The 23,562-nt window shown below is 71.4% G+C and carries 17 protein-coding genes; 6 read left to right on the plus strand and 11 right to left on the minus strand.

Translation table 11 applies throughout. The features are described from left to right. Nucleotides 1-126: 126 nt before the first annotated feature. The gene (locus ACFVWY_RS12195; RefSeq protein WP_389870280.1) at nt 127-1,125 is read left to right on the plus strand and encodes a bifunctional lysylphosphatidylglycerol flippase/synthetase MprF; all 999 of its coding nucleotides are present in this window, start codon (nt 127-129) and stop codon (nt 1,123-1,125) included. A gap of 49 nt (nt 1,126-1,174) precedes the next feature. Continuing rightward, on the plus strand, nt 1,175-1,336 hold the full coding sequence (locus ACFVWY_RS12200) for a hypothetical protein (RefSeq protein WP_389870283.1): 162 nt from the start codon (nt 1,175-1,177) through the stop codon (nt 1,334-1,336). A 91-nt stretch (nt 1,337-1,427) separates the two neighbouring features. On the opposite strand, the gene ACFVWY_RS12205 is transcribed toward ACFVWY_RS12200, so the two are convergent. Next, nucleotides 1,428-2,951 (minus strand): MmgE/PrpD family protein, encoded by a 1,524-nt coding sequence (locus ACFVWY_RS12205; RefSeq protein WP_389870286.1) that lies wholly within the window; start codon nt 2,949-2,951, stop codon nt 1,428-1,430. Further along, a complete protein-coding gene (locus ACFVWY_RS12210; protein WP_389870289.1) occupies nt 2,948-3,910 on the minus strand; it encodes a diacylglycerol/lipid kinase family protein in 963 nt (320 codons plus the stop codon). The genes ACFVWY_RS12205 and ACFVWY_RS12210 overlap by 4 nt, the downstream gene beginning before the upstream one ends. Before the next feature lie 225 nt (nt 3,911-4,135). Between ACFVWY_RS12210 and ACFVWY_RS12215 the strand changes: the two genes are divergently transcribed. Then, nucleotides 4,136-4,510, plus strand: coding sequence for a nuclear transport factor 2 family protein (locus ACFVWY_RS12215; protein WP_389870292.1), 375 nt, complete (start codon nt 4,136-4,138; stop codon nt 4,508-4,510). 74 nt (nt 4,511-4,584) lie between these two features. Next, the gene (locus ACFVWY_RS12220) at nt 4,585-5,814 is read left to right on the plus strand and encodes a cytochrome P450 (protein ID WP_389870295.1); all 1,230 of its coding nucleotides are present in this window, start codon (nt 4,585-4,587) and stop codon (nt 5,812-5,814) included. A gap of 65 nt (nt 5,815-5,879) precedes the next feature. On the opposite strand, the gene ACFVWY_RS12225 is transcribed toward ACFVWY_RS12220, so the two are convergent. Next, nucleotides 5,880-6,836 (minus strand): helix-turn-helix transcriptional regulator, encoded by a 957-nt coding sequence (locus tag ACFVWY_RS12225; protein ID WP_389870298.1) that lies wholly within the window; start codon nt 6,834-6,836, stop codon nt 5,880-5,882. A gap of 128 nt (nt 6,837-6,964) precedes the next feature. Here ACFVWY_RS12225 and ACFVWY_RS12230 point away from each other — a divergent pair, with 128 nt between their 5' ends. Continuing rightward, the gene (locus ACFVWY_RS12230) at nt 6,965-8,452 is read left to right on the plus strand and encodes an MFS transporter (RefSeq protein ID WP_389870301.1); all 1,488 of its coding nucleotides are present in this window, start codon (nt 6,965-6,967) and stop codon (nt 8,450-8,452) included. A gap of 82 nt (nt 8,453-8,534) precedes the next feature. On the opposite strand, the gene ACFVWY_RS12235 is transcribed toward ACFVWY_RS12230, so the two are convergent. The 7 genes from ACFVWY_RS12235 to ACFVWY_RS12265 form a co-directional block, all read right to left on the minus strand. After that, nucleotides 8,535-9,614: a cytochrome P450 gene (locus ACFVWY_RS12235; RefSeq protein ID WP_389870304.1), complete on the minus strand. Its 1,080-nt coding sequence runs from the start codon at nt 9,612-9,614 to the stop codon at nt 8,535-8,537. Between the two features lie 311 nt (nt 9,615-9,925). Beyond that, the gene (locus tag ACFVWY_RS12240; RefSeq protein WP_389870305.1) at nt 9,926-10,630 is read right to left on the minus strand and encodes a TetR/AcrR family transcriptional regulator; all 705 of its coding nucleotides are present in this window, start codon (nt 10,628-10,630) and stop codon (nt 9,926-9,928) included. A 158-nt stretch (nt 10,631-10,788) separates the two neighbouring features. After that, complete coding sequence (locus ACFVWY_RS12245) at nt 10,789-11,577, minus strand: thioesterase II family protein (RefSeq protein WP_389870307.1); 789 nt, start codon at nt 11,575-11,577, stop codon at nt 10,789-10,791. Nucleotides 11,578-11,621: 44 nt separating this feature from the next. Then, nucleotides 11,622-12,617, minus strand: coding sequence for an LLM class flavin-dependent oxidoreductase (locus ACFVWY_RS12250; RefSeq protein ID WP_389870310.1), 996 nt, complete (start codon nt 12,615-12,617; stop codon nt 11,622-11,624). Nucleotides 12,618-12,635: 18 nt separating this feature from the next. Next, on the minus strand, nt 12,636-14,240 hold the full coding sequence (locus tag ACFVWY_RS12255) for a fatty acid--CoA ligase (RefSeq protein ID WP_389870313.1): 1,605 nt from the start codon (nt 14,238-14,240) through the stop codon (nt 12,636-12,638). A 72-nt stretch (nt 14,241-14,312) separates the two neighbouring features. Further along, nucleotides 14,313-20,156 carry an SDR family NAD(P)-dependent oxidoreductase gene (locus tag ACFVWY_RS12260; protein ID WP_389870315.1) on the minus strand — a complete coding sequence of 1,948 codons (5,844 nt, stop codon included), beginning with the start codon at nt 20,154-20,156 and terminating at the stop codon, nt 14,313-14,315. Further along, a complete protein-coding gene (locus ACFVWY_RS12265) occupies nt 20,146-20,442 on the minus strand; it encodes an acyl carrier protein (RefSeq protein ID WP_389870317.1) in 297 nt (98 codons plus the stop codon). Before ACFVWY_RS12265 ends, ACFVWY_RS12260 begins: the two co-directional genes overlap by 11 nt. Nucleotides 20,443-20,894: 452 nt before the next feature. Between ACFVWY_RS12265 and ACFVWY_RS12270 the strand changes: the two genes are divergently transcribed. Then, the gene (locus ACFVWY_RS12270; protein WP_389870319.1) at nt 20,895-22,049 is read left to right on the plus strand and encodes a PucR family transcriptional regulator; all 1,155 of its coding nucleotides are present in this window, start codon (nt 20,895-20,897) and stop codon (nt 22,047-22,049) included. A gap of 66 nt (nt 22,050-22,115) precedes the next feature. Here ACFVWY_RS12270 and ACFVWY_RS12275 read toward each other — a convergent pair whose 3' ends face one another. Beyond that, on the minus strand, nt 22,116-23,516 hold the full coding sequence (locus ACFVWY_RS12275; protein WP_389870322.1) for a carboxylesterase/lipase family protein: 1,401 nt from the start codon (nt 23,514-23,516) through the stop codon (nt 22,116-22,118). Nucleotides 23,517-23,562 lie beyond the last annotated feature (46 nt).

A 23,562-nucleotide genomic window follows, 5' to 3' on the forward strand; every position in this document is an offset into this window, starting at 1 on the left:
ATAACCTTGACAGACGCTTCTGATACGCACCTGACGCCTGCCTGACGTTCCCATGTCCCCTCTTTCGGCGGGCAAAAGTAACTGCTCTACTTTCTCTGTCCAGCCACACCGAGCAGGGAGCAGAGCATGCCCGCGCCCACATCCTTGGACACTCAGGTCCTGCATGCCGTCCGCCGGCACACGCAAGCCGAGAACCCAAGCTCCTTTCTGACGCTGAACAGCGGGAACGAGGTCTTCACCTCGCCCGCCGCCGAAGGCGTCATCGTCTACCGCCGCACCGGCCGCTTCCTGGTGCAGTTCGGCGGCCCCTTCGCGGACAAGGGCTCCTACGAAGAGCTGCTGCGCCGGTTCGTGGCCTACGCGCACCAGCAGGATCTGCTGGTCGTGGGCGTGCAGCTGCAACACGAGGACGCCGCGGTATACGCCGGGAGCGGCTTCACCGTGAACCAGATCGGGGCCTCATGGGCCGTGCGCCTGCCCGACTTCACACTGCGCGGCACCCGGTTCATGCAATTGCGCAACAAGATCTCCCGGGCCCTCCGCAGCGGTCTGCGGGTGACGGAGGTCGAAGCCGGTGAATGGCGGGAGCAGCTGTCGGGGATCGACAACGCCTGGCTGGCGACGAAGAACAGCGACGCCCGTGCGCTGGAGTTCCTGGTCGGCCAGATCGGAGGTCCCGCGCAGGAGCACCGGAGGTTATTCCTCGGAACGATCGAGGACCGGCCCGTGGGTTATATCTCGTACGCGCCGGTCTTTGGCAGCCGGGCCGGCTGGATGCACGATCTCAGCCGACGCATTCCCGGCGGATCACCCGGCCTCATGGAAGCCATCAACGCCCATGCGATCGAGACGCTCAGGGCCGAGGAAGTGGAATGGCTGCATTTTGGCTTCACTCCGTTCACCGGCCTGGACGAGAGCCTCGAACTGCCTGGACACAGCCCTTCCTTCAGATGGCTCATGCATTTTCTGTGGGAACACGGGGAACAGCTCTACCCGGCGAAGTCCCAATTGGCGTACAAGGAGAAGTGGGCACCGCAGCTCCGGATACCCGAGTACGTCGCTTTCGACGGTTGTGCATCGCTTTCCGCCTTCGCGCATATCTTCCGTGCCTGCAACGCGTTCTGACGCGAACCGTCCCGAACGCTGCCGGAGAAACCGACCTGAGGAGAAGAAGATGTCCCAGGAGTACCAGAGCGTCGAGACCCTGCAGAATTCCCTGGTCGAACTGCTCATGGCGATCATCGGGCTGCCGGACGACCAGGCCCTCGCCCGGGAGGGGGACGCGGCCGTCCGGGCGCTGGACGCACGGCTGCTGAGGGAGCCGAGTCAGCTCTGAGGTCCGGACGAGGAAACGGATGAGGGGCGGGGCGGGGCGACCCGATGGGGTGTCGCCCCGCCCCTCACCCGTTCCGCCCGCTCGCTCGCGGTCATTCGGCCGTCAGAGCGGCCGTCAGCAGGTCCGACACCTGCTCGGGCCCCGCCGACTCCAGCTCCGCACAGGCCCGCGCGACTTCCGCCCCTCCTCCCACGGCACGGAACTTCTCCTCGACCAGTGCCCGGTGGCGGGCCCGCGTGTCCGGGCCCGCGGCACCGATCGGGATGTCCCGGCGCGCGCAGAGCGACCTTCCGTCGGCCCATCGCACGGTGACGCGCGCCCCCGTGTGCTTGGTGGCGTGCCGGAAGTCGGGGACGGGTTCGCCGGGACGGCCGAGGAGCCGGGCCGCCCGCGGACCCGCGAAGCCGTCCAGCCACTGCGCCCCCCGGTCCCCCGCCTGCCGCAGCGCCTCCCCGAACGGGGCTTCGCTGTGCAGGAGGTCGCGGGTCATCAGCGGGTCCTCCACCATCCGCACCCGCTTCGCGAGCTGCCACCGCCGGGCGTCCTCGGTGGCCGGTGCGGCGAAGTCGGCCACCGTGAGGTCACCCTCGATCAGCGCGGTCGCCACCGCGTAGGGGACGGACAGCGGCAGGACGCTCGCCGGAGTCAGTGACTGCTGGTCGTGCGCTTCGGCGAGCCGGGCGGCGTGCATCGTGTAGTACGACGTCTCCACCACCACCTCCTCGATGTTCTCCGGGCCGGCGGTGCCGGACGCCTCCGGGGAACCGGGGACGCCGACGGGCTGTCGTGCCGCCAGCCGCCGGATCTCCAGGGCGCAGTCCACCGCGCTGTCGATGCCGGGGCCGCCCGGCCGGACCTTGAACGACAGCGTTTCGGTGTGCCAGCGGCGGCCGAGCCCGGCCGTGACCGCCTCGGGCAGCGGCACCGTGGCGAACCGGGCGAGAAAGCCCTGCGGATGTTCCAGGATGTCGGGTGCCGAGGTCACTCCGACGGCTGCGGCGTCGCAGGCGTCCATGGCCATCCGTACCGGGGCGAAGGCGGAGAGCACCCGGGCCTCACCACCGAGGAAGCCGTGCATCAGCGTCCAGGGCGGCATCGTGAGGGCGAGCCCCAGGGCCTCGCGCCATTCGGACGCCGGCGCACCTGTGCAGTGCAGCCGCCCGGCCACCGCACCGGCCAGACTGGTGTGCGCGGCGGTCTGGCCCCGGAACGGTCCCAGGGTGGCGGCGGCCGTGATCCGGGCGGCGCACTCGTTGGCGGCCACCACCGCGCCGAGCAGCGCGGCACCGTCCATCCGGCCGGCCCGGACGAACGCCAGGGGGACGGCGACGGTCGAGTTCGACAGGTGCCCCGCGTAGGCGGTGTCGTCCAGGTTCAGCCACGAGCCCAGGCCAGCGAGCACACAGGCCGCCCGCGCCGGGTCGGCCTGCAGCGGACTGCCGAAGGCTCGCACCAGCTTGGCGCCCAGTGGATGCGCCGCACCCGCCCGGATCGCCGCGAGCTGGGAGACGATCTGGCTTTTGGCGAGTGCGACGACGCGGTCCGGAACGTCCTCGACGCGCAGGGCGCTCGCCCAGTTCGCCAGCTCCCCGGTGAGGGAGCCCGCCGCCGTCACCGGACGTCCGCGGGATCAGCCGGGGCGCACAATACGGGCAGGGCGCCCGGCAGGACGTCCACGGTGAGGCGGGATCCGCAGTCCGCGATCAGTTCACCGTCGTGCTCGAAGCAGAGGGGCTGCCCGTCGGTGCGTTCGAGGACGACCCTGCGCCCCCTGGCATACACCGTGCCGTCGAGGCCGATGTGCGCACCCGTGCGCAGCAGTTCCGGGACCTCCGTCGCGGGGACCTCGGTTCCCATCACGCAGACGTCGAGCAGCCCGTCGTCCAGGACGGAGTCCGGCAGGACGAGGAACTGCCAGGCCCGGTGCCGGCCGCCGCCGACATTGGCCAGGACCGTCGCTCCCTCGTGGACCACGATCCCGTCGACGGTGACACGGCCGGGGAAGGGGACGTACCGCGCCGCCGCGTGGTCGAGTCCGGCCCGCAGCCGGTCCTTGCCGCGCAGCTCGATGCCCCGGGCGCTGCGCAGCACTTCGGCGGTGAGGCCGGCTCCCGCACCGAGCACGATCAGCTCACCCGACTCCCTTACCCTCGCCAGGTCGAGCCTGTGCGGGGTCACGGTGCCGTCGCCGAGCGCCTCTTTGAGGGACTGCTGCCAGGGGCGCTCGCCCCAGTGGGAGCGGTAGTCGGAGTTCCCGGTGCCGCCCGGGACCACCATCAGGGCCACGCCGTCCGGCGCACGTCCGGCGCCCACCAGGCCCTCGACCACCTCCAGGACGGTTCCGTCACCGCCCACCGCGACCACCGCGCGCACGCCGGGGCCCCGCGCGAGCGCCGCCTCCTGGGCCGCGATCGCGGTGGCGTCGCCGCGCCCCGCGGTCCACGCCAGCCGCACGTCGGCGTGGTGCGCGCAGCGCTCGGCCACGTCGTCGATCAGCTCCCGGGTCACCGAACCCGCCCGGGGGTTGGCGATGACGAGACAGCTTTCGAGCCGCTGGACAGGGAAGTCCGCCATGGATTCAACTCCTGGGACAAGGACGACGTGAGCCGCACAGCAGCCTCAACGGTCCGGCTGACCGAGTGCTGACGACCGGCTGACGCGCCGCCCGCGAACCCGGTTTCCCCATACCCGTATTACATGGCAGGTAATGGACAGTGCGTCGGCCGGGTGAAACGCTGACGGCCCTGACCGGTCGGCCAGGAATCCCACTGTGTCAATTCCCGTGAAAGGAATATCGCGTTGAGCAGCAGCACCGGGTTCGTGGACCGCTATATCGCTGTATGGAACGAGAAGGACCCAGAACGCCGACGTCAGGCCGTCGAGACGGTGTGGGCCGAGGACGCCCTCTATGCCAACACCGGCCAGGAATTCCGGGGTCGCGACGGCGTCGAGACGGCTGTGCGCGAGGCGTACGAGGAATTCGTGGCGAAGGGCTTCGTCTTCCGGCTCCACTCCTCCTCGCACAACCACGACGCGCTGCGGATCACCTGGGACATGGTGCCTTCGGCGGGCGGGCCCCCGGCCGCCCGGGGCACGGAGTACCTGATGCTCGGGGCGGACGGCCTGGTCCGCACCGACCACCAGTTCCCCGAGGTGCTTCCCGCTTCCGAGTAGGCCCGACGTCCCCTTCGAACCGCGGCCGGGCCGCTGGCGGTTCGGCCGCGCCCCGTGCGACGAGGAGTGACCGAGTGAACGACCCCGTGACGTTCGACGTAACGAACCCGCTGTTCAAGGCCAACCCCCATGACTTCTACACCCGGCTGCGGGAGTCGGGTCCGGCGCACCTGGTACATCTGCCGGGCTACGGCGACATCTGGCTCGTCACCGGCTACGCGGACGCCCGCGCGGCGCTGGCCGACCCGGACCTCTCCAAGGCACCGGCGAACGTCCCCGCGAGCCTGCGGAAGTCCATGATGGAGGCGGGCGGCCAGGACAACTTCCAGCTGATGGCCCATATGCTCAACAGCGACCCGCCCGACCACACCCGGCTGCGGAAGCTCGTGGTCCGGGCCTTCACCGCCCGGCGGGTACGCGAACTACGGCCCCGCATCCAGGAGATCACGGACGCGCTGCTGGACGAGGTGGTGGAGAAGGGCAGTGCCGACCTGATCGACGCGCTGGCGTTCCCGCTGCCGATCACGGTGATCTGCGAACTGCTCGGCGTGCCGGTGAGCGACCGGGACGACTTCCGGCGCTGGACGTCGATCCTGGTCTCCGAGGATGAGGAGCTGCTGCCCCAGCTCCAGGATTCCTTCGAGCAGTTGAATGCCTATATGTCCGACCTGGTGCGGCGCAAGCACACCGAGCCGGACGACGGGCTGCTCTCCGCACTGGTGGCGGTGGCCGAGGACGGCGACTCCCTCAGCGACGACGAAGTGGTCTGGATGGCCTTCCTGTTGCTGGTGGCGGGGCACGAGACCACGGTGAACCTGATCGGCAACGGGGCACTCGCCCTCATGAGCAACCCGGACCAGCTCGCGAAACTGCGTGCGGACGAGTCGCTGCTGCCCGCGGCGGTGGAGGAGATGCTGCGCTACGACGGGCCGGTGGAGACGGCCACGTGGCGCTTCACGACCAGCCCGGTCACCATCGGCAATGTCGTGATTCCCGCGGACCAGTCGCTGCTGGTCGTCCTGGCCTCCGCCAACCGCGACCCGTCCCGCTTCGCCGACCCGGGCGGCTTCGACATCTCCCGCGAGGACAACCAGCACGTCGCCTTCGGGCACGGCATCCACTACTGCCTCGGAGCCCCCCTGGCCCGCCTGGAGGGGCAGATCGCGATCAGTTCCCTGCTGCGGCGGCTGCCCGACCTGGAGCTCGACGTGGCCGGGGAGGACCTCGCCTGGCGGCTGGGAGTCGTCATGCGCGGACTGCAGAACCTGCCCGTCCGCTTCACGCCCGGGAGCCGGAGCCACTGATCGGACACCGGGACGACGAGGACGGTCCGCCTGCTCCCGGCGGCGAGCGCCGGGGCAGGCTCTCCTCACTCCTGCGCCGGGCCGTCGCCCTCGTACCGGGCGAGCATCTCGGCCAGCGTGCGCCGCATCCTGTCCCGCAGCGACGGCGGCCCCACCACCTCCGCCCCCACGCCCAGCGACAGCAGCGCGGGGAGCGCCCGTTCGGCGGACTCGACGGGGACGACCACCTGCGTCCAGCCGTCCGCGTCAGGTTCCGCCGCCGACTCCGCGGCGGCCCGGGCCGCCGCCGGTTCGAGCACCTGCCCGATGCCCTCGAACGCCTCGGCCGACAGGCGCAGCACCGCCTCGTCCAGGAAGCGGCGCGCGTCGAAGGTCGCCAGGTACTCCTGCCAGTGGGCCGCCAGGTCGAATCCGGCAGGCCGGGTGAACGTCTCGGTCAGGGACTCCAGTTCGTTGATCCGGGACACCCGGTAGGTCCGCACACCGCGCGCGGACCCGGCCACCAGATACCAGCGGCCGGCTTTGAGGACCACCCCGTAGGGGTCCACGGTCCTGATCACCTCGTGCGGGGTGGCCCAGCGCTCGTACCGGATCCGCACGCGCTGCTGGCCCCACACCGCGCTCGCCACCTCGGCCAGCCGAGGGGTCTCCTCGGAGCCCTGGTACCAGCCGGGGATGTCGACGTAGATCCGCTGCCGGGACCGTTCGGCGCGCTCGCGCAGCTCGGGCGGCAGTGCCGCGGACAGTTTCAGCCGCGCCTCCGCCGCCACGGCGCCGAGGCCGAGGTCGGCCGCCGCGCCGGGCAGTCCGGTCAGGAACAGGGCCCCGGCCTCGTCCGCGGTGAGCCCGGTGAGCCGGGTCCGGTATCCCTCCAGCAGCCGGTATCCGCCGTCCGGTCCGGATTCGCCGTACAGCGGGATGCCGGAGGCGCTGAGCGACTCCATGTCCCGGTAGACGGTGCGTACCGAAACCTCCAGGGTGTCCGCCAGTTCCTGCGCGGTCATCCGGCCGCGCGTCTGCAAGAGCAACAGGGTGCTCACCAACCGACTCGCTCGCACGGAAAAACAGTACCCGGATCACTGACAGTAGATGTCAGTGATCCGGGCCTAGCCTCGTCCCGTTCACCCAACGAAGGATGGAAAACCACGTCATGACCAGTCCGCAGACCGCCGGCCGCGCGGCCGATCGCCCGTCCTGGGCACCCTTAGCCATCGTTCTGATCGGCGGGTTCATCGCATTCCTGGACTTCTTCATCGCCAATGTGGCCATCCCCTCGATCCAGAGCGACCTGCGCGCCAGCGCGCCCGAGACACAGCTCGTCATGGTGGGTTACGGCGCGTCCTTGTGCGTCGGCCTCATCACCGGTGGACGGATGGGCGACATCTTCGGCCCCCGGCGGATGTTCCTGACCGGTCTCGCGCTCTTCACCGTCTCTTCGGCGGCCTGCGGCCTCGCGCCGAACATCTGGTTCCTCATCATCGCCCGCATCGTCCAGGGTCTCTCCTCGGCGATGCTGGCCCCGCAGGTGCTCGCCATCGTGAGCCACTGCTACACCGGGGAGGCGCGGGGACGTGCCTTCAGCGCCTACGGGCTGATGCTGGGGCTGTCCGGCCTGTGCGGGCAGCTCATCGGCGGCGTGCTGATCGCCCTCGATGTCGCCGGGCTCGGCTGGCGGAGCGTCTTCCTGGTCAACATCCCGATCGGCCTGGTGATCCTGGCCCTGACGCCGCGAACCGTGCCCGACATCCGCACCGGGGCCGGGGCCAAGCTGGACCTGGTGGGCGCCGCCCTGGCCACGGTGGGCCTCGCCGCGGTGGTGCTGCCGCTGCTGGAGGGCAGGGAGCAGGGCTGGCCGCTGTGGGCGTGGCTGTCGCTGGTCGTGGCCGTGCCGCTGGTCGCCCTGTTCGTCACCCACCAGCGGCGACTGGCCGCGCGGGGCGGGGCGCCGCTGATCGCCCCGGGGCTGTTCCGTTCACGGGGATTCACCATCGGTATCACCGCGTACTTCGTGTACTTCATGTCGATGGGGTCCTTCTTCCTGCTGTTCGCGATCTACATGCAGGAAGGCCGCGGCTGGGCTCCCCTGGCGTCGGGCCTGCTCTTCACCACGATGAGCGCCGGCTTCTTCGGCTCGTCCTTCCTCGCGGGGAGGATCGCCGCGCGCATCGGGAACCAGGTCATCGCCCTGGGCGCCGGGCTGGTGGCCGTCGGATACGGGACGGTCGGCGTGATCGTCGCGCAGCTCGGCACGGACGGCACGGCCGGCTGGGTGGCGCCCGGACTGCTGGTGGCCGGTTTCGGCATGGGCCTGGTCGCGGCGCCGCTGCCCGCGGCGGCTATGGCGGGCGTCGACCCGAAGCACGCTTCCTCGGCCTCCGGCGTGCTGTCCACCGCGATGGAGGGCGGAGCGGCGCTCGGTGTCTCGCTCGTCGGCCTGGTCTTCTTCGGCACGCTCGGGAACCCGCCGGTCCTGGACAGCTACCCCAAGGCGTTCTACCTCAGCATCGCAGTGATCGTGGCGTTCCCCCTCGTCGTCACGCTGCTCGTCCAGGCACTGCCCAGGCCGGCTCCGGCCACACCGGGCACGGGCCATGAGGAGGGTGAAGAGACCAGCGCGGTGGAACAGCCGGTGCACTGATTCCAGCATTCCGCGCGAGGACAGCCGGGCTTCACCACCTGCGATCCGGTGGCGAAGCCCGGCGTTTTCCTGTCGGAGGCCGCTACCAGCTGACCGGCAGCGAGGTCAGCCCGTGGAAGACCGTCTCCCTCCGGAACAGGCTGTTGACGTCGTCGGTAGCCAGTTTCAGGCCGGGGAAGCGGCGGAAGAGCGACGTGAGCGCGAGCTCCATCTCCAGCCTGGCCAACGGGGCTCCCAGGCAGTAGTGCGGGCCGAGACCCCACTGGAGGTGGGGGCTCGTGTCCCGGTGGACGTCGATGCGGCCCGCGTCGGGGAAGACCGACTCGTCGTGGTTGGCGGCCGGTATGGAGATGACCACCGCCTCCCCCTTGTGCACGGTGACTCCACCGAGGTCCATGTCCTCCAGAGCGACGCGCAGGATGGCGTCCTGGGACAGCGACCAGAACCGCATCGACTCCTCGATGTACCGCGGGACCAGCCGGGCGGGGTCGGCCAGGACCCGGGCACGCAGCTCCGGGTCCTGGAGCAGGCTGAGGGTGCTCAGGGCGATCTGGTTGGTGGTGGTCTCATGACCGGCCACGAGCACCAGCCTCGCGATCCCCACGATCTCGTCCCGGGTGATCTCCCCCGCGACCAGTCGGGTGGCCAGCCGGCCGATCAGATCGTCACCCGGCGCGCGGACACTGCGGTCGACCATGTCCTCCAGGTACCGCGACATGTCGAGGAACGCCGCGTACGAGGCCTCGGCGTCGCCCTGGGCGAGCGCTCCTCGCGTCTTGTCGGTGAAGAACTCCGAGTCCTCGTCCGGGACGCCGAGCAGCCGGGCGATGACGAGCGTCGGCAGCCGCATGGAGAACACGTCGTGCAGATCCGCGGGCCGGGGCAACGCGCCGAGCTCGTCGAGCAGTTCGTCCACGAGCCGCTGGATCGCCGGCTCCATGCCGCGCACCTTGCGGGCGGTGAACTCCGGCACGATCATGCCGCGCAGCCGGCTGTGCTCCGGATCGTCCATGCGCAGGAACGAGCTCGGCCTGCCCTCCTGGGGTACCTGGAGCCGTACGGGGGCGCCCGGCGCGAGCTCGTCGGCGCTCAGCCGCGGGTCCTTGAGCGCCTGGTGCACATCGGGATAGCGGGTCACCAACCAGGCAAGCTGGGATCCCACCGTGCCGGCCGGTATACGGATGGCACTGGGAGGCCGTTCCCGCAGATCGGCCAGAACCTCCGCGGGGCATCCGGAGGGAGTACGGGCGAAAGGCCAGTCGAGGACGCCCTCTTGCGCATCGAGCATTTTCGTACCTCGCTTGTCCGAGTGGGAAACACAGACGCTGTTCGGTCACCCACTATTGGCGGACAGGCTGACGCGCTGCTGATGCCCGACTGACCTTCACTCGCACCGCCGCCCCGAAAGACGCGAATTCCCGCGGCAACGAGGAAGAAATCCGTTGCCGCGAAAATTCATCGATCGCGGAGCGGTCAGCGCCGCAGGCCGACGTATTCCCCCATGGCCGCCGCCGCGTGCTCGAAGAAAGCGACCGGATCGGCGGCCACTCCGGCGATGTGCCCGTAGACGGCGAATCCGCTCATGCCGAGCAATTGCGTCCAGGCGATGTTCATCCGGGCGATGACGATGTCGGGCAGTCCCGCCGAAATGCTGGACGAGAGGATCTCGACATTGCGCACCATCGCCTCGTTGAGCGGCGGGGTCAGCGCGTGCTCCTGAAGCACCCCCTGCTCGACCGCCTCGCGCACGATCGCGATGAGCGCCACGGGGGTGCGCCCGCCAGCCTCCATCGTCTCCATCGGGGCGTCGTAACCGCTCAGCGGCGGTCCCCAGACCAGTGCGAACTGCCCGGGGTTGGCCACGGCCCACTCGCGCACGCCGCGGCAGACGCCGGTCCACCTCTCCAGGTGGCTCCCCCCGCTCTCCTGCGCCTGACGCGCACCCTTCTCGGCGCTGTCGCCCATCGCGTGATAGGCGTCGAGGATCAGGGCGGTGAGCAGTGCGTCACGGCTGCCGAAGCACTCCTTGGCCCGGGCGGGGTCGATGTCCGCGCGACGCGCCACGTCCTCCACCGTCAGGTCGTCGCCACCGTGCCGAGACACGACGAACATCGCTTCTCGCTTGATCCGGTCGGCGGTCTCGTTCAGTTTCTCCTCGGCACGGACCTCGGACGGCATACGGGGAACCTCCTGGTTTCGCTGGTCTGTTGGTTCACCTCACACTTTCAGCAAGATCCGCTCCTTGTCGATTACGTCACAGGTAATCAGGAGGGTGGACGGTTGTGCGGTTCCGAGGAGCTCTCCCGGAACCGCACGGCTGTCCGGCCACACGGATCTCAGGCGCGGGCCGCCGCCAGCCGGTACACGTGCCGGGTGAAGTCCGACGTGACCGCCAGGGCGTGCTTGTCGATGAAGAAGTGGCCGCCCGAGTACTCGCTGTGCCCGAGGTACTGCGGGCTGCGCGGCACCCACGAGGCGAAGGCGTCGTCCTCCTCCATCAGGGGATCGGACTTGCCTCCGTAGGACACCAGCGGGCAGGGCACCGTGGCCGCCTCGTCGACCCGCTGCGCCGCCACCGACAAGTCGGCCCGCAGCGCCGGGATGACCATCTGGAGCATCTCCGGGTTGTCGTAGATCTCGGCCGGGAAGGACCCCAGCTTCTTGATCCAGCCGACCAGTTCCTCCTGCGGCATGCCGATGTGCTCCTTGGTGGGGTTGAAGAAGCCCTCCGGCGCCCAGCCGGACATCCCGACCAGGAGCGGTCCCCTCACCCCGTCCTCGTGCATGCGGACCGAGAGGTGGTAGGCGAGCTGCGCCCCCAGGCAGTGCCCGAAGAAGGCGAACGGCCTGTCGTCGTTCTCCGCGAGCACCGCCTCGTAGAGCCCCTCCAGCAAGGGCTCCCACTCCGTGTACGCCGTCTCCTCGCGGCGCTCCTGACGGCCGGGCAGGGTCACCGCCTGGGCGCCGATGTCGGACGGAAGCAGGTCCGCCCAGTCGCGGTAGATGATCGCCCCGCTGCCCGCGTGCGGGAAGAGGAACAGCCGGACCTCGGCGTCCGCGGCGAGTTCACTGGGCTGGAACCACTGTCCGGGGGCGGACACCTTCTTGGCTATGGATTCCTTCACCGATATCCCTCTCTACGAAGTGTCATACCTGGAACCGGCGCGGTTCACCGGTCGAATCGGTCCCGCAGCATCGGCAGCACCTGATCGGCGATCTCCTTCAGCCCGGACGCCGAACGCAGGGAGCCCACCCGCAGGATCACGTGCCGGGCACCGGCCCGGACGTACTCCGCGAGCCACTCCACGCACTCCTCGGCGCTGCCCCACGCGTACGCCTGCAACGGGGACATCTGCTCCAGCGTCCGGCCGTAGTACTGCCGGAGGTAGTGGTCCAGCTCGCGGCGGGCGCGTTCGCGGTCGGCGTCGACCGTGAGGGTGGCGTACAGCGCCGGGGTCACCGCGTCCGCGGTCCGGCCGGCCGCCACGGCCAGTTCCCCGATCCGCCTGCGGGCGCGCCCGTAGGCCTCGGCGGAGGGCAGGAACGGCAGCCAGCCGTCGTACAGCCGGGCCACCCGTTCCAGTACACGGGGTGTGTCGGAGCTCGCCAGCCACAGGGGCGGCCCTCCCTGGCGGTGCGGCGCCGGCAGCCGGTCGAGGCCCTCGATCCGCCAGCGGCGCCCCTCGAAGCCGGTCGCCGCGCCCTCGTGGGTGCTGCGCCAGGCGGTGCGCCACAGCGCCGCCGTCTCGTCGAGTCGTCCGACCCGGCCTTCGAAGGGGACACCGGCGGCGGCGAACTCCGCCTCGGACTCGGGTATGGGAAAACCCGCGCCCAGCCCGAGGACCAGCCGGGAGTGGCACACCTGGTCGAGCGCGGCGATCGTGCTGGCACCGGCCAGCGGGGGGCGCAGCGCGGCCGTGAGCGCGGCGGTGCCGAGGGTCACCTCGCTGGTCACCGCGCCGACCGCGGACAGCAGGACGAGCGGGTCGAGGCGGGGCCGGGCGGTCAGCGAGTCACCCGCCCACACGGAGTCGAAACCGAGCTGTTCCGCCTGGCGTGCGAACTCCAGCAGCGGGGCCGCGGCGAAGTCGCCCGCGAGGGCGTGCTCCCGGGTGGGCAGCAGGACTCCGACTCTCGGCGCCCCGGGACGGGGGTCGTCGGTCATGGAACTCTCCGATCGGGTTCAGGAGGTCGCGGTCAGTGCCGGCCGGCCGTCGCCGGTCCGGGCGAAGGCCCCGTGCAGCTTCTCCCTGACGGCCCGGCGCAGGATCTTGCCCGCTGGGTTGCGCTCCAGCTCGTCGACGAGGTGAAAGGCGACGGGAATCTTGTAGTCGGCCAGTCGGCCGCGCAGGAACAGCAGGAGTTCGCGCGGGGTGACCTGGGCGTCCCCCCGTGTCACGACGCAGGCGTGCACGGCTTCCCCCCACTGCGGATGCGGCATGCCGACGACGGCCGAGTCGGCCACGGCGGGGTGCTCCGCGAGCTGCTGCTCGACCTCGGCCGGGTAGATGTTCTGCCCGGCGACGATGATCGTGTCGTTGATCCGGTCGCACAGGAACAGATGTCCCGACTCGTCCAGGTAGCCCGCGTCGCCCATCAGCAGCCACCCGTCGACGAGGGTCCGCCGGGAGGCTTCCGGCAGGTTCCAGTAACCGAGCATGGCGGCCGGGGTGCGGACGCAGACCTGGCCGATCCGGCCGGGCGGCAGGTCCGCGCCCGCCTCGTCAACGATCTTCAGCTCGTTGCCGGGACAGACCAGTCCGGCCGAACGCAGCAGGGGGCTGCCGGGCCTGTGCTCGGCCGGGGGCAGGCACACCGCCACGCTGGCGGTCTCGGTGCTGGCGTAGATCTGCGCGAACTCGCAGCGGAACACCTCCATGCAGCGCGTGAGCAGCTTCTCGCTGATCGGCGCCCCGCCGTAGGCGATCTTCCGCAGGGAGGAGAACGCGGCCACGTCCGCGGTGTCCTCCTCAAGCATCATCTGGAGCATGGCGGGCGCCGCGAAGGTGGTGGTCACGCCGTGTTCGCGGATGAGGCGCACCGCCTCCTGAGGGATGAACGCGCGCATCACCACGTTGGTCAGCCCCGCGTTGAACCCGTGCATGAACCAGCCGATGCCCGCGGTTCCCAGACCGGGCAGCGAGATGAGGCTGACGTCGTCGGGGAGCCAGTCGATCCACTCCACTCCCGCGGCCGCGAACTCCGCGGGCAGCGTGAAGAAGCTCCGGTGCGCGACCACCGCGCCCTTGGGCCTGCCCGTGGTGCCGCTGGTGTAGATCTGCACCACGGCGTCGTCCGGTCCCACGTCGATGCCGGGATCGGTCTCGGGGGCGTTCGCCCACCACTGCCGCAGGCCAGCCCCCGGATCGTCAGCACCCGGCCGGTCGACGGTGACCAGGGTCAGCGGTCCGGGCAGCCCGGACCGGGCGGACTGTGCCGTCTGCATGAACTCCGTGTCCACGAAGAGGAGTTCCGCCTGGGAGTCGCGCAGTACGTGGTCGACCTCCCCGGCGGTGAGCCGCCAGTTGACCGGCACCAGAACGGCTCCGGCCTTGGCGCAGCCGAGAACGGCGGTGTAGTAGTACTCCGACTCACGGCCGAGGTAGGCCACCCGGGTGCCACGGCCCACGCCCGCCGCGCGCAGCGCGTGCGCCACCCGGTTGCTCGCCCGGTGCAGCTGCGCGTAGGTGAGCCGTCGTTCCTCGCACAGAATCGCGGTGTGCTCCGCGCGGTCACGGGAGTGCGTCCGGGACGTGGAGGCCAGCGTCCACTCCTTGGTTGCGCTCACTCTCTCTCCTCCGAAGACTCGTCGGTCCTGGGGCTCCGCGCCCGTGCCCCGGCGGGGCACGGGCGCACGGGGCTATGCGGTTGCCGGGGCAGCGGTGAGCCTGCCGTCGAGGAACTCGGTCAGGTCATGGGCCGAGGGGTGGTCGAACGTGAGGGTCGCGGGCAACGCGATGCGGAAGACCGACTCCAGGGACGTGCGGAGGCCGAGCGCCATCAGGGAGTCGAGGCCCAGGGAGACGAACTCCGCGTGGAAGTCCACCTCCTCGGGGTCCTCGGCCTGGAGCACCGCCGCCAGGTTCTGGAGCACGATCCGGCCGACGGCCGCCCTGCGCTCCCCGTCCGGCAGTGCCAGCAGGGCGCCCGTGTCGAAGCCGTTCTCGTCCCTGGTGCGGGCGCCGACGAGGCGGGAGTAGAGGGCGTTGTCGAGCAGGCTCGGCGCGACGTGGGCCGCCCAGTCGAACTCACCGGCCACCCGCTGCCCGGAGGGAACGGCTGACAGCCGTTCCAGCGTGCGCAGGGCCCGGACCGGGGAGAAGTACCGCACCCCGCTGCGCTGGAGCTCCCGGCCGAGGTTCTCGTCCAGCCGGGCCGACATGCCGACCCTGGCCCACGCGCCCCAGTTCACCGCGAGGGCGGGCAGCCCCTGCCGGGCGCGCCAGGCCACCAGGCCGTCCAGGAAGGCGAAGGAAGCCGCGTAGTGGCCCTGGGTCGCCCCTCCGAGCACGGCGGCGATGGAGGAGTGCACGAGGAAGAAGTCGAGGCCGGGGACGTCCAGGCTCAGCTCGTGCAGCAGCCAGCCGCCGTACGCCTGGGCGCGCAGCTGATCGTCGATGGCCTCCCAGGTCAGGGCGCCGATCAGGGACTTTCCCGCGGCACCGGCCGCGTGCACGATGCCGCCCAGCGGCACTGCGGCGCCCCGTAGCTCGCCCACGAGACCCGCCATGTCCTCGGCGGAGCCCACGTCGGCCTTGACCACGCGCACCTCGGCCCGCTCCGAGAGAGCCGCCAGCAGCCCGGCGGCCTCCGGAGTCGGCCGGCCGCTGCGGCTGACCAGCACCAGGTGCCGTGCTCCCATGGCCACGAGCTTCTCCGCCGTGACGAGCCCGAGCCCGCCGACGCCGCCGGACACCAGATAGCTGCGGTCGGGGCGTACGACGAGCGGGGCGGAGCCCCGGGGGTCCGGCGCGGGTGCCAGGGACACCACGGCCGTACGGTGACGTGCGACGGCGAGCGCCTCGGCCAGCTCGTCGATTCCGTAGACGTCGGCGGGGACGCCGGCCTCCTGCCCGGATCCGGCGCCCGGACCGGCGCTCTCGGGCTCGGCCGCGGCCGAGGGCACGGTGACGGTACGCCGCAGGGTGCCCCGGTGGCGCACCACGACGCGGTCGCCGGCCGAGAACCCGGCCCGCTCCCCGGCGGACAGAACCGTGCCGGTGCACTCGGCGCCGAGGACCCCGGACCCGGTCAGGTCGTCGGCGGTCAGCGGCACCGTCCGGACCAGCACCTGGATCTCGTCGCCCACGGGGGCGACGTCCTGGGCGGGCACCAGGCGGGGGTGGTCCCTCTCGGGGACGGGGGAGCCGTCGCGCGCGGTGCCCGGACCGTCGGTGTGGACCTCGAAGCCCCCCTCCCAGGCCGGGGTGCGCTCGTCCGCCAGCAGGCGGCGCACATGGCGCCGCTCGCCGCGGTAGGCCACCTGGTACTCCCCGCTGTTCCCCGCCTGCCATTCGTCCAGCAGCACGTCCGGGCCGGTGCCGCGCGCCACGTCGATGAGGGTGGCACGGTGCTGCGGGTACTCGTTGAGCAGCACGTGGCCGAAGCCCCAGAGCGTCGACGCCGCCAGCTGTTCGCCGGTACCGGGCTGGTCTCCCGGCAGCCACTGGCCCCGTTCGGTGACCAGCCACAGACGGGGCGGCCTCGCCGGGTCGGTGTCCGACAGGGCCCGGGTCACGGCGAGCAGCTCGCGGTAGTTGCGCTCGCACTCCGTGCGCAGCCGGTCGGCGGACATCTCCGCGTCGTCCGGGTTCCACAGCCAGCACACGTCGCTGACCGAGGCGTCTTCGAGCGCGGCGGTCAGTTCCGCGACGGACGCGAGGAAGGTCAGCCGCACACCGAGTCCGTCGGCGCGTTCCCCCGCGGCGGCCAGCCAGCCGCGGCGGTCACCGAGGACGAGGACGTGACGGCGGGCGCGGTGGGCGTCGGCCGGGAGGCTCCTGCGCAGCCAGGCCGACCGGTGCAGGAACGGTGCGGGGACGACGGGCCGTTCACCGTCCGCGTCGACGGGAGCGGGCAGCAGACGCACACCGGTGAGTTCGAGGACGGGCAGCTCTCCCTCCAGGAGCAGCAGATCCGCCGTGCGCGCGGTCGGGTCCTGCGCCACGGACCGCACCACCACACGCAAGCGGCGGCCTCGCGGCTTCTTGTACAGCCGTACGCCACCGAATCCGGCGGGGGTGAACGCCGGGCTGTACGCGTCGAGCGCGGTCACCGCCTGGAGCGCGCACTCGAGCGCCTCCACGGGCACGTACTCCCCGAGTTGTGCCGGACGTACCGTCACTGAGGCGCTGACCAGCCCGTTCTGGTGCTTCGCCACCTCCTCAAGGGCGCGGAAGCCCTCGCCGTAGTTCCGGCCCACCGAGGCGAAGTCGGTGTAGATGTCGGCCGGGCCCGCCCGCTCGACCAGCTCGCCGGGGTTCTCCGCGAGGCGGTCCAGACCGGAGGCGGGACCGGTGTGCACCGGCCGTGCGTCGAGTGTGGCGGTGGCGTGCCGGATCTCGTCGTCCGCCGCCCCGCTGACCACTTCCACGTCGGTGCCGCCGTCCGGCTTCGGCCGCAACCGGGTGCGCACCTCCACCACCGCTCCCTCGGGCAGCGCCAGCGGCCTGTGCAGGACCAGGTCGAGGACCGCTCCTTGCGTGTGCCCATACACCGCGTCCTGCGCGGCGAGGAGCAGCTCGACGTAGGCGGCGGCCGGGAGCGTCGCCACCCCGTCGGGCCCGGGGTGACCGGCCAGGTACGCCGGGTTCTCCGCCGCCAGGACCGTCGTGAACTCCCGTACCGGGTCGGCGGCTTCCTCAGGTCCCGTGCCGCCCGCCGGTTCGCGGCCGAGCAGCGGGTGCGTGGCCGGGCCCCGGTTTCGCAGGCCACGGGCCCGGACGTCGGCGCCGTCGACGGGCAGCCAGTACCGCTTGCGCTGGAACGCGTAGCAGGGGAGCACGACGCGGGACAGTTCCCGTCCGGTGTGCACGCCGGGCCAGTCCACCGGGCTGCCGGCGGTGTAGAGGTCGGCCAGGGCCCGGAGCACGGCGTCCTCGCCCCGTTCCCGTCGGCGCAGGCTGGCCACCCAGTGGTGGTCCGACGCGGGGAGGCACTGTCTGGCGAGAGCGGTCAGCGCCGCCGACGGGCCCAGCTCGACAAAGGTGTGCTTGCCGCGCTTCTCGATGGCCTGGACGCCGTCCATGAAGAGAACGGGCCGTCCAATGTGGGCCACCCAGTACTCCGGCGTCCCGATCTCGCCGTACGTGGCGACCTTGCCGGTGACGTTGGAGATCAGCGGGATGGACGGTTCGTGGAAGGTGATGCCGTCGAGTTCCGCCCGGAACCTGTCGAACACCTCGTGCATCAGCGAGGAGTGGAAGGCGTGCGACACGGAGAGCGGTTCGACCCTCAGGCCGCGCTCACGCAGTTGTCCGACCAGCTTGTCCAGCGGTTCGACGGCCCCGGACACGACGCACTGCTCCGGGGCGTTCACCGCGGCCAGGGAGAGGTCCGGTGAGCCCGTGAGCAGCGGTGTGACCTCCTCGGCCGAGGCGTACACGGCCGCCATGGAGCCGGGCTCACGCACCGACTGCATCAGCCGGGCCCGTGCGGCCACCAGCGTCAGTGCGTCGGGGAGGGTCAGCAGCCCGGCAACGGCTGCCGCGACGACCTCGCCGATGCTGTGCCCGATGAGCACGGTGGGCCGTATGCCCCATGACATCCACAGCCTGGCCAGCGCGTACTCCAGGGTGAACAGGGCCGGCTGGGTGTACTCGGTGCGGTGGATCAGCTCGTCGTCCTCGCAGGTCCCAAGGAGCAGATCGCGCACGGAGACCGCCAGCTTCGACGCGAGTATCCGGTCGCACTCGTCCACGCAGTCACGGAAGACCGGGAAACGCCGGTAGAGGTCCGCGCCCATGCCGTTGTACTGGCTGCCCTGCCCGCAGAAGAGAAAGGCGGTCTTGCGCGCCCTGGCCGCCGCGGGGGGCGCGTCGCCGGAGAGCCGCTTCTCCAGCGCCGACTTCAGCCCGTCCAGGTCCCGGACCACGGCGGAGAAGCGATGGGAGAAATGCGCCCGGCCCACGTTCGTCGTGTGGCAGAGGCGTGCGATGTCGGTGTCCGGACGGTCTGCCAGGAAGTCCAGGTACCGCACCAGTTGTTCCCGCAGCGCCGCGGCGCTCTTGCCCGACACCGTGAAGATCACCGCGGGCTTGTCGGCCGCGGCCCTCTCCAAGACGGCCGTCCTCTGGTCCCCGGCCTTCACGGGGGCAGCGGGTTTCACGTCCTCGTCCCGCTCTGGCGCGGAGGGCGTCGGGGGCGCCTGTTCCAGGACGGCGGCCGCGATGGTGCCCGCGAAGCCGAAGCTGTTCACCACCGCGCGGCGGACCTCGCCGGGCCACGGGGTGCACTCGGTGGGAATCCGGACCGGATAGGTATCCCAGGGAATGCGGGTGGAGGGGGTGTTCAGGTTCAGGTGCGGGTACACCGTGCCGGAGCGGAGCTGCAGTACGGTCTTGATCACGCCCACGATGCCGGACGCGGGTTCCATGTGCCCGAGGTTGGTCTTCGCCGAACCGACGAGCAGGGGCTGTTCGGGCGTGTGGGACCGGCTGAAGACATCGTTGATGGCACCCAGTTCGATGGGGTCGCCGATCGGGGTTCCGGTGCCGTGTGCCTCCACGTACTGAATGTCGTGGGGTTCCAGGCGTGCCGCCTCCAGGGCTCTGCGGATCACCAGCTCCTGGGCGGGGCCATGGGGCACGGTCAGCCCGGCGCTGTCGCCGTCCTGCCCGATCGCGGTGCCCCGGACCAGGGCGAGTACCCGGTCACCGTCGCGCTCGGCGTCGCACAGCCGCTTGAGCACCACCATTCCGCATCCCTCGGCCCGTACGTAGCCGTCGGCCGCGTCGTCGAAGGTCTTACACTGTCCGTCCGGGGCGAGCATCTGGCCGTGCGAGAACATCACCATGATGCGGGGGTGGTGCAGGGCGTTGACCCCGCCGCACAGCGCGATGCCGCACTCGCCCCGGCGCAGTGCCTGGACCGCCATGTGCAGCGCGCTCAGGGACGAGGAGCACGCGGTGTCCACGCTGACGCTGGGGCCGCGCCACCCGAGGAAGTAGGAGAGGCGGCCGGACAGCGGGAACATCGTGATGCCGGACGCGAGGTGGCCGTCCAGGTCCTCGTAGGGCAGCGCGTCGATCTCCAGCGCGTAGTCGATGGAGCTCGCCCCTATGTACACCCCTCCGTTTCCGCGGCGGAGCGGGGTGGGATCGATGTTGGCGTTCTCCAGCGCGTGCCAGGCCGTCTCCAGGACGAGGCGCTGCTGGGGGTCGATGTACTGCGCCTCCTTGGGCGAGATGTTGAAGAAGGGCGCGTCGAACAGGTCGATCCGGTCGAGGAACCCCCCGCCCGCCGTCTGGATCTTGCCCTTCTCCTCGGGGTTCGCGGGGGAGAAGGCGGAGGTGTCCCAGCGGTCCTCGGGAAGCGGGCGGATTCCCGACCGCCCTTCCCTCAGGAAAGCGTCGAACTGTTCGGGCGACTCGCTCCCGCCGGGAAACCGCAGTCCCACTCCGACGATGGCGATCGGCTCGTACTTCTCGCGCAGCAGGCTCTCGACGGTGTTCCCGACGGCCGCCGCTTCGGACTCACACCGCATCCGTGTGCCTCCTGTCGTTGTCCTGGCCGGTTGACTCGGTCAGGTGATCCACGAGCTGATCGACCGTCGGCTGGTTGAACAGCGCGGTCGCGTCGATGGCCGTCCCCAGCAGCTTCTCCAGCTGCTGCCTCAGCAGGTTGAGCCGGAGCGAGGTGAGGCCCAGGTCGAAGAAGCTCGTGTCCCACTCCAGTTCCTCGTCCGCCCCCATCAGCAGGGCCTCCTTGAACTGCGTGACGACGATCTCTTCCAGCGCCTCGCGCCGCTCGGCTCCCGACAGTCCGCTCAAACGTCCACCTGCGTGCAGGGAATCGGCCATCTCCGTTCCGCCCCTTCGGGTAGAAGCGGGGGTGCGCATCCCGCACCGCCCGCTGTGCCACCCGATAGAAACAGCGCGTGCTGATGTGTTCCTGATCGAGGGCTGACGTACTGCGCAGCCCGCCCGAACAGCCACGACCGTCAGGCGTACGCCGATGGCTGAGCGGGGGCGTTCCGCACGGCGGGCGGTTCGCCCGCCTCCACGCCCCGGACGCAGTTCCGGCGCCCGCCCCACGACGTACCGGCCCCGCCGGCCACCGCGAACCACCCTCCCCGGCGCCGCACGGTGTGCGGACCGCCGGCCGTGGCGGCACCCCGCCACCGCCACGGGCGCGGTGCGGGGACACGCCCGGCGCGCAGCCCGTGCTGCCGGATACCGGGCTCCGGTTGACGGCACGGGCGGGGCGGTGTGACGATGCGCCGATGTCGGACCTGCACGCCCGGATGGCCGCACGGGCCGGTGGCCTCACGGCCGTCGTGGTCGCGCGCTGCGCGGCGGAGGCGCCGTTCTACGGGGCGCTGCCCCCCGCCACCCTCCAGGGCGAGGTGGCGCGGTCCGTCGCGGCGGTGCACGCGCTGTTCCTCAGGGCGCTGCGCGAGGGCGGCGGGGGCCCGATAGGGCCGGGCGATCTGACGCGGCTCATCGAGTGGTCGGCGCGCCGGGCGGAGGAGCGCGTGCCTCTGGAGGCGGTGATCGCCGCGTATCTGATCGGCGCCGAGGTGTGGTGGCAGACGCTGACCGAGGTCGCGGAGCCCGGCGAGCTGGCCGGGGCGGGCGGCGCGCTGCTCGCCTGCCTGCACACCGCGCTGCCCGCGGTCGTCCTCGCCCACCAGAATGCCCAGGAGGACGTCCACAGCGAGGACAGGCGCGCACGGCGGGCCCTGCTCGGCGCCCTGCTGGCCGGACAGCCGTACGAGGAGCTGGCGGGCGTGGCGCGGGTGGCGGTGGCGGGTGAGTACGAGGTGGTTGCCCTGGCGTTCGAGTCCGATCCGCCGAGCAGGTTGGTGCAGTCCTCGCTCGACGCCTTCACCGGGATCCCTGTGCTGATGGACCATGTCGCCCGGATCGCGCTGCTGCCGGGCGGGGCTGACGTGCCGGGCCTGGTGGCCCGGCTGGAGAAGGACGTGGGGCAGCCCGTGCGCGGCGCTGCCGCCCGCGCCCGCGTTCCGGCGGCCGTGCCTCCGGCGGCGCGGGAGGCCGTTCGCGTGCTGGATCTCGTCCGGCGTCTGGGACGCCCGCCCGGGTGCTACCGCCTCGACGACGTGCTGCTGGAGCACCAGCTCGCGCGCCCCGGGGACGGCCTGGTGCGGCTGGCGGCCAAGCTCGACCCCCTGGAGGAGCATCCGTACCTGCTTGAGACGCTGCGCGTGTTCGTGGAGCGGGGGCACAACCGCCGCCGGACGGCCCTGGAGCTGTGCGTCCACCGCAACACCCTGGACTACCGGTTGCGGCGGGTGGGCGCGCTGACGGGCCTGGACCTCGCGGTTCCCGCGCAGGCGCGGCTGCTCCAGGCGGCGCTCGTCGCCAGGGAGCTGGCCGGGCCCGCGGACCGCCACGGGGTCACCGGAGAGCAGTGATCCACGGGAGCGGCGGACAGCGGATGAACCGCGGCCCGCTCCGGCGGGCGCCCGGCCCGTCCCCTGTCAGAGCCAGGCGCTGAGTTCTTCGTGCCGGGGTGCGAGGACCTGGCCCGCGCCGGGGTGGTCGAAGACCATGACGGGCCGGTCCTCGTTCCAGCCGGACCAGCCCGGCTGTCCGGTAGTGGCGAAGGCGACCCAGGCCCGGTGCATGGCGTCGGCCAGTGGCTGGGGCGCGCCGGGCCCGGTCAGGTCCTCGGCGGCGCGCAGGTTGTCGAAGACGAAGCCGAGTTCCAGCGCGTGGCACGCGCCGAGTCCCATCACGGGCGAGCGCCAGCGGAATTCGTAGACGAAGGTGCGGTCGGGGCGGGAGTCGGCGAGGCGGTTGAGCGGCCCCCGCAGCAGCAGGTCGGTGGCCATCTCTCCCAGGATCTCACCGGGCCGGGCGTGCGGCCGGGTGGCTCGGTACAGGCGTGCCACGCGGTGCGGGACACGGATCTTCAGCAGTGCCAGCCGCAGGGTGAGCCGGCTGATCCGGTCCACCGTTCCGCCGGGTACGAACCAGAGCCGGTACTCCTCCCGGTTGCAGCCCAGCAGCAGGTCGGCCTCGGGAAGGGGCGGGGCGGCGGGCACCACGTCGCCGTCGGCCACGATGTGGAAGCCGGGACCGCCGCCGATGGGGTCGGACCGGTCGACGACGGCGGCCTGCGCGTCCAGCAGCCGTTCCCGGTCCACCGCTGCGAACGCCTCGGCGGTGGCCGGGATCCGCAGTCGCTTCGCCATCGACCGTACGGTCTTCGCGGCCTCGCGGCGCGTCACCGTGTGCGGCGGTCCGCTCTGCAGGATCGCCCGGTTGAACAGCCCGGCCGCGCCGGGGCTGGTCATGAGGGCCGCGACACTGATCGCACCAGCGGACTCCCCGCACACGGTGACGTTCGCCGGATCTCCGCCGAAGGCGCAGATGTTGTCGCGGACCCAGGTCAGGGCTGCGATCTGGTCGAGGAGGCCCCGGTTGACGGGGGCGTCGGGGAAGACTCCGAACCCCTCGACGCCGAGCCGGTAGTTGACGGAGACGAGGACCACCCCGTCGCGCGCGAACGCGCCCCCGTCGTAGAGCGGCAGGCTCGCCGAGCCGTTGCGCAGGGAACCCCCGTGGATCCAGACCATGACGGGCAGCCGGCCCTCGCCGACGGACGGGGTCCAGACGTTGAGGTTGAGACAGTCGTCCCCGGCGATGCTCGGATCGGGTATCAGCCGGTCCAGGGGCGGGCGGTAGGGGCGTTTGGGGGCGGTCGGCCCGTACTCCAGAGCGTCTCGCACCCCTTCCCAGGACTCGGCCGGGGCGGGCGCGCGGAAGCGGCGGGCACCGAAGGGCGGGGCGGCGTAGGGGATGCCGAGGAAGGTGGCGATCCCGTTGTGGAAACGGCCTCGGACCTTGCCCTGCTGGGTGGTCGCGATGAGGTCCATGTCGGTCCTTCCATGTGCGGACAGGAGCCGTCCGCCCCTGGTCGCG

This window comes from Streptomyces sp. NPDC058195, assembly GCF_042883525.1.
In the GTDB taxonomy this organism is placed as follows: Bacteria; Actinomycetota; Actinomycetes; order Streptomycetales; family Streptomycetaceae; genus Streptomyces.

Bases quoted from the DNA above. Each gene is read 5' to 3' on its own strand.
- ACFVWY_RS12200 (WP_389870283.1), top strand. From the start codon at position 1,175: ATGTCCCAGGAGTACCAGAGCGTCGAGACCCTGCAGAATTCCCTGGTC.
- ACFVWY_RS12260 (WP_389870315.1), bottom strand. From the start codon at position 20,156: ATGCGGTGTGAGTCCGAAGCGGCGGCCGTCGGGAACACCGTCGAGAGC.
- ACFVWY_RS12275 (WP_389870322.1), bottom strand. From the start codon at position 23,516: ATGGACCTCATCGCGACCACCCAGCAGGGCAAGGTCCGAGGCCGTTTC.
- ACFVWY_RS12250 (WP_389870310.1), bottom strand. From the start codon at position 12,617: ATGACCGACGACCCCCGTCCCGGGGCGCCGAGAGTCGGAGTCCTGCTG.
- ACFVWY_RS12210 (WP_389870289.1), bottom strand. From the start codon at position 3,910: ATGGCGGACTTCCCTGTCCAGCGGCTCGAAAGCTGTCTCGTCATCGCC.
- ACFVWY_RS12230 (WP_389870301.1), top strand. From the start codon at position 6,965: ATGACCAGTCCGCAGACCGCCGGCCGCGCGGCCGATCGCCCGTCCTGG.
- ACFVWY_RS12240 (WP_389870305.1), bottom strand. From the start codon at position 10,630: ATGCCGTCCGAGGTCCGTGCCGAGGAGAAACTGAACGAGACCGCCGAC.
- ACFVWY_RS12270 (WP_389870319.1), top strand. From the start codon at position 20,895: ATGTCGGACCTGCACGCCCGGATGGCCGCACGGGCCGGTGGCCTCACG.
- ACFVWY_RS12195 (WP_389870280.1), top strand. From the start codon at position 127: ATGCCCGCGCCCACATCCTTGGACACTCAGGTCCTGCATGCCGTCCGC.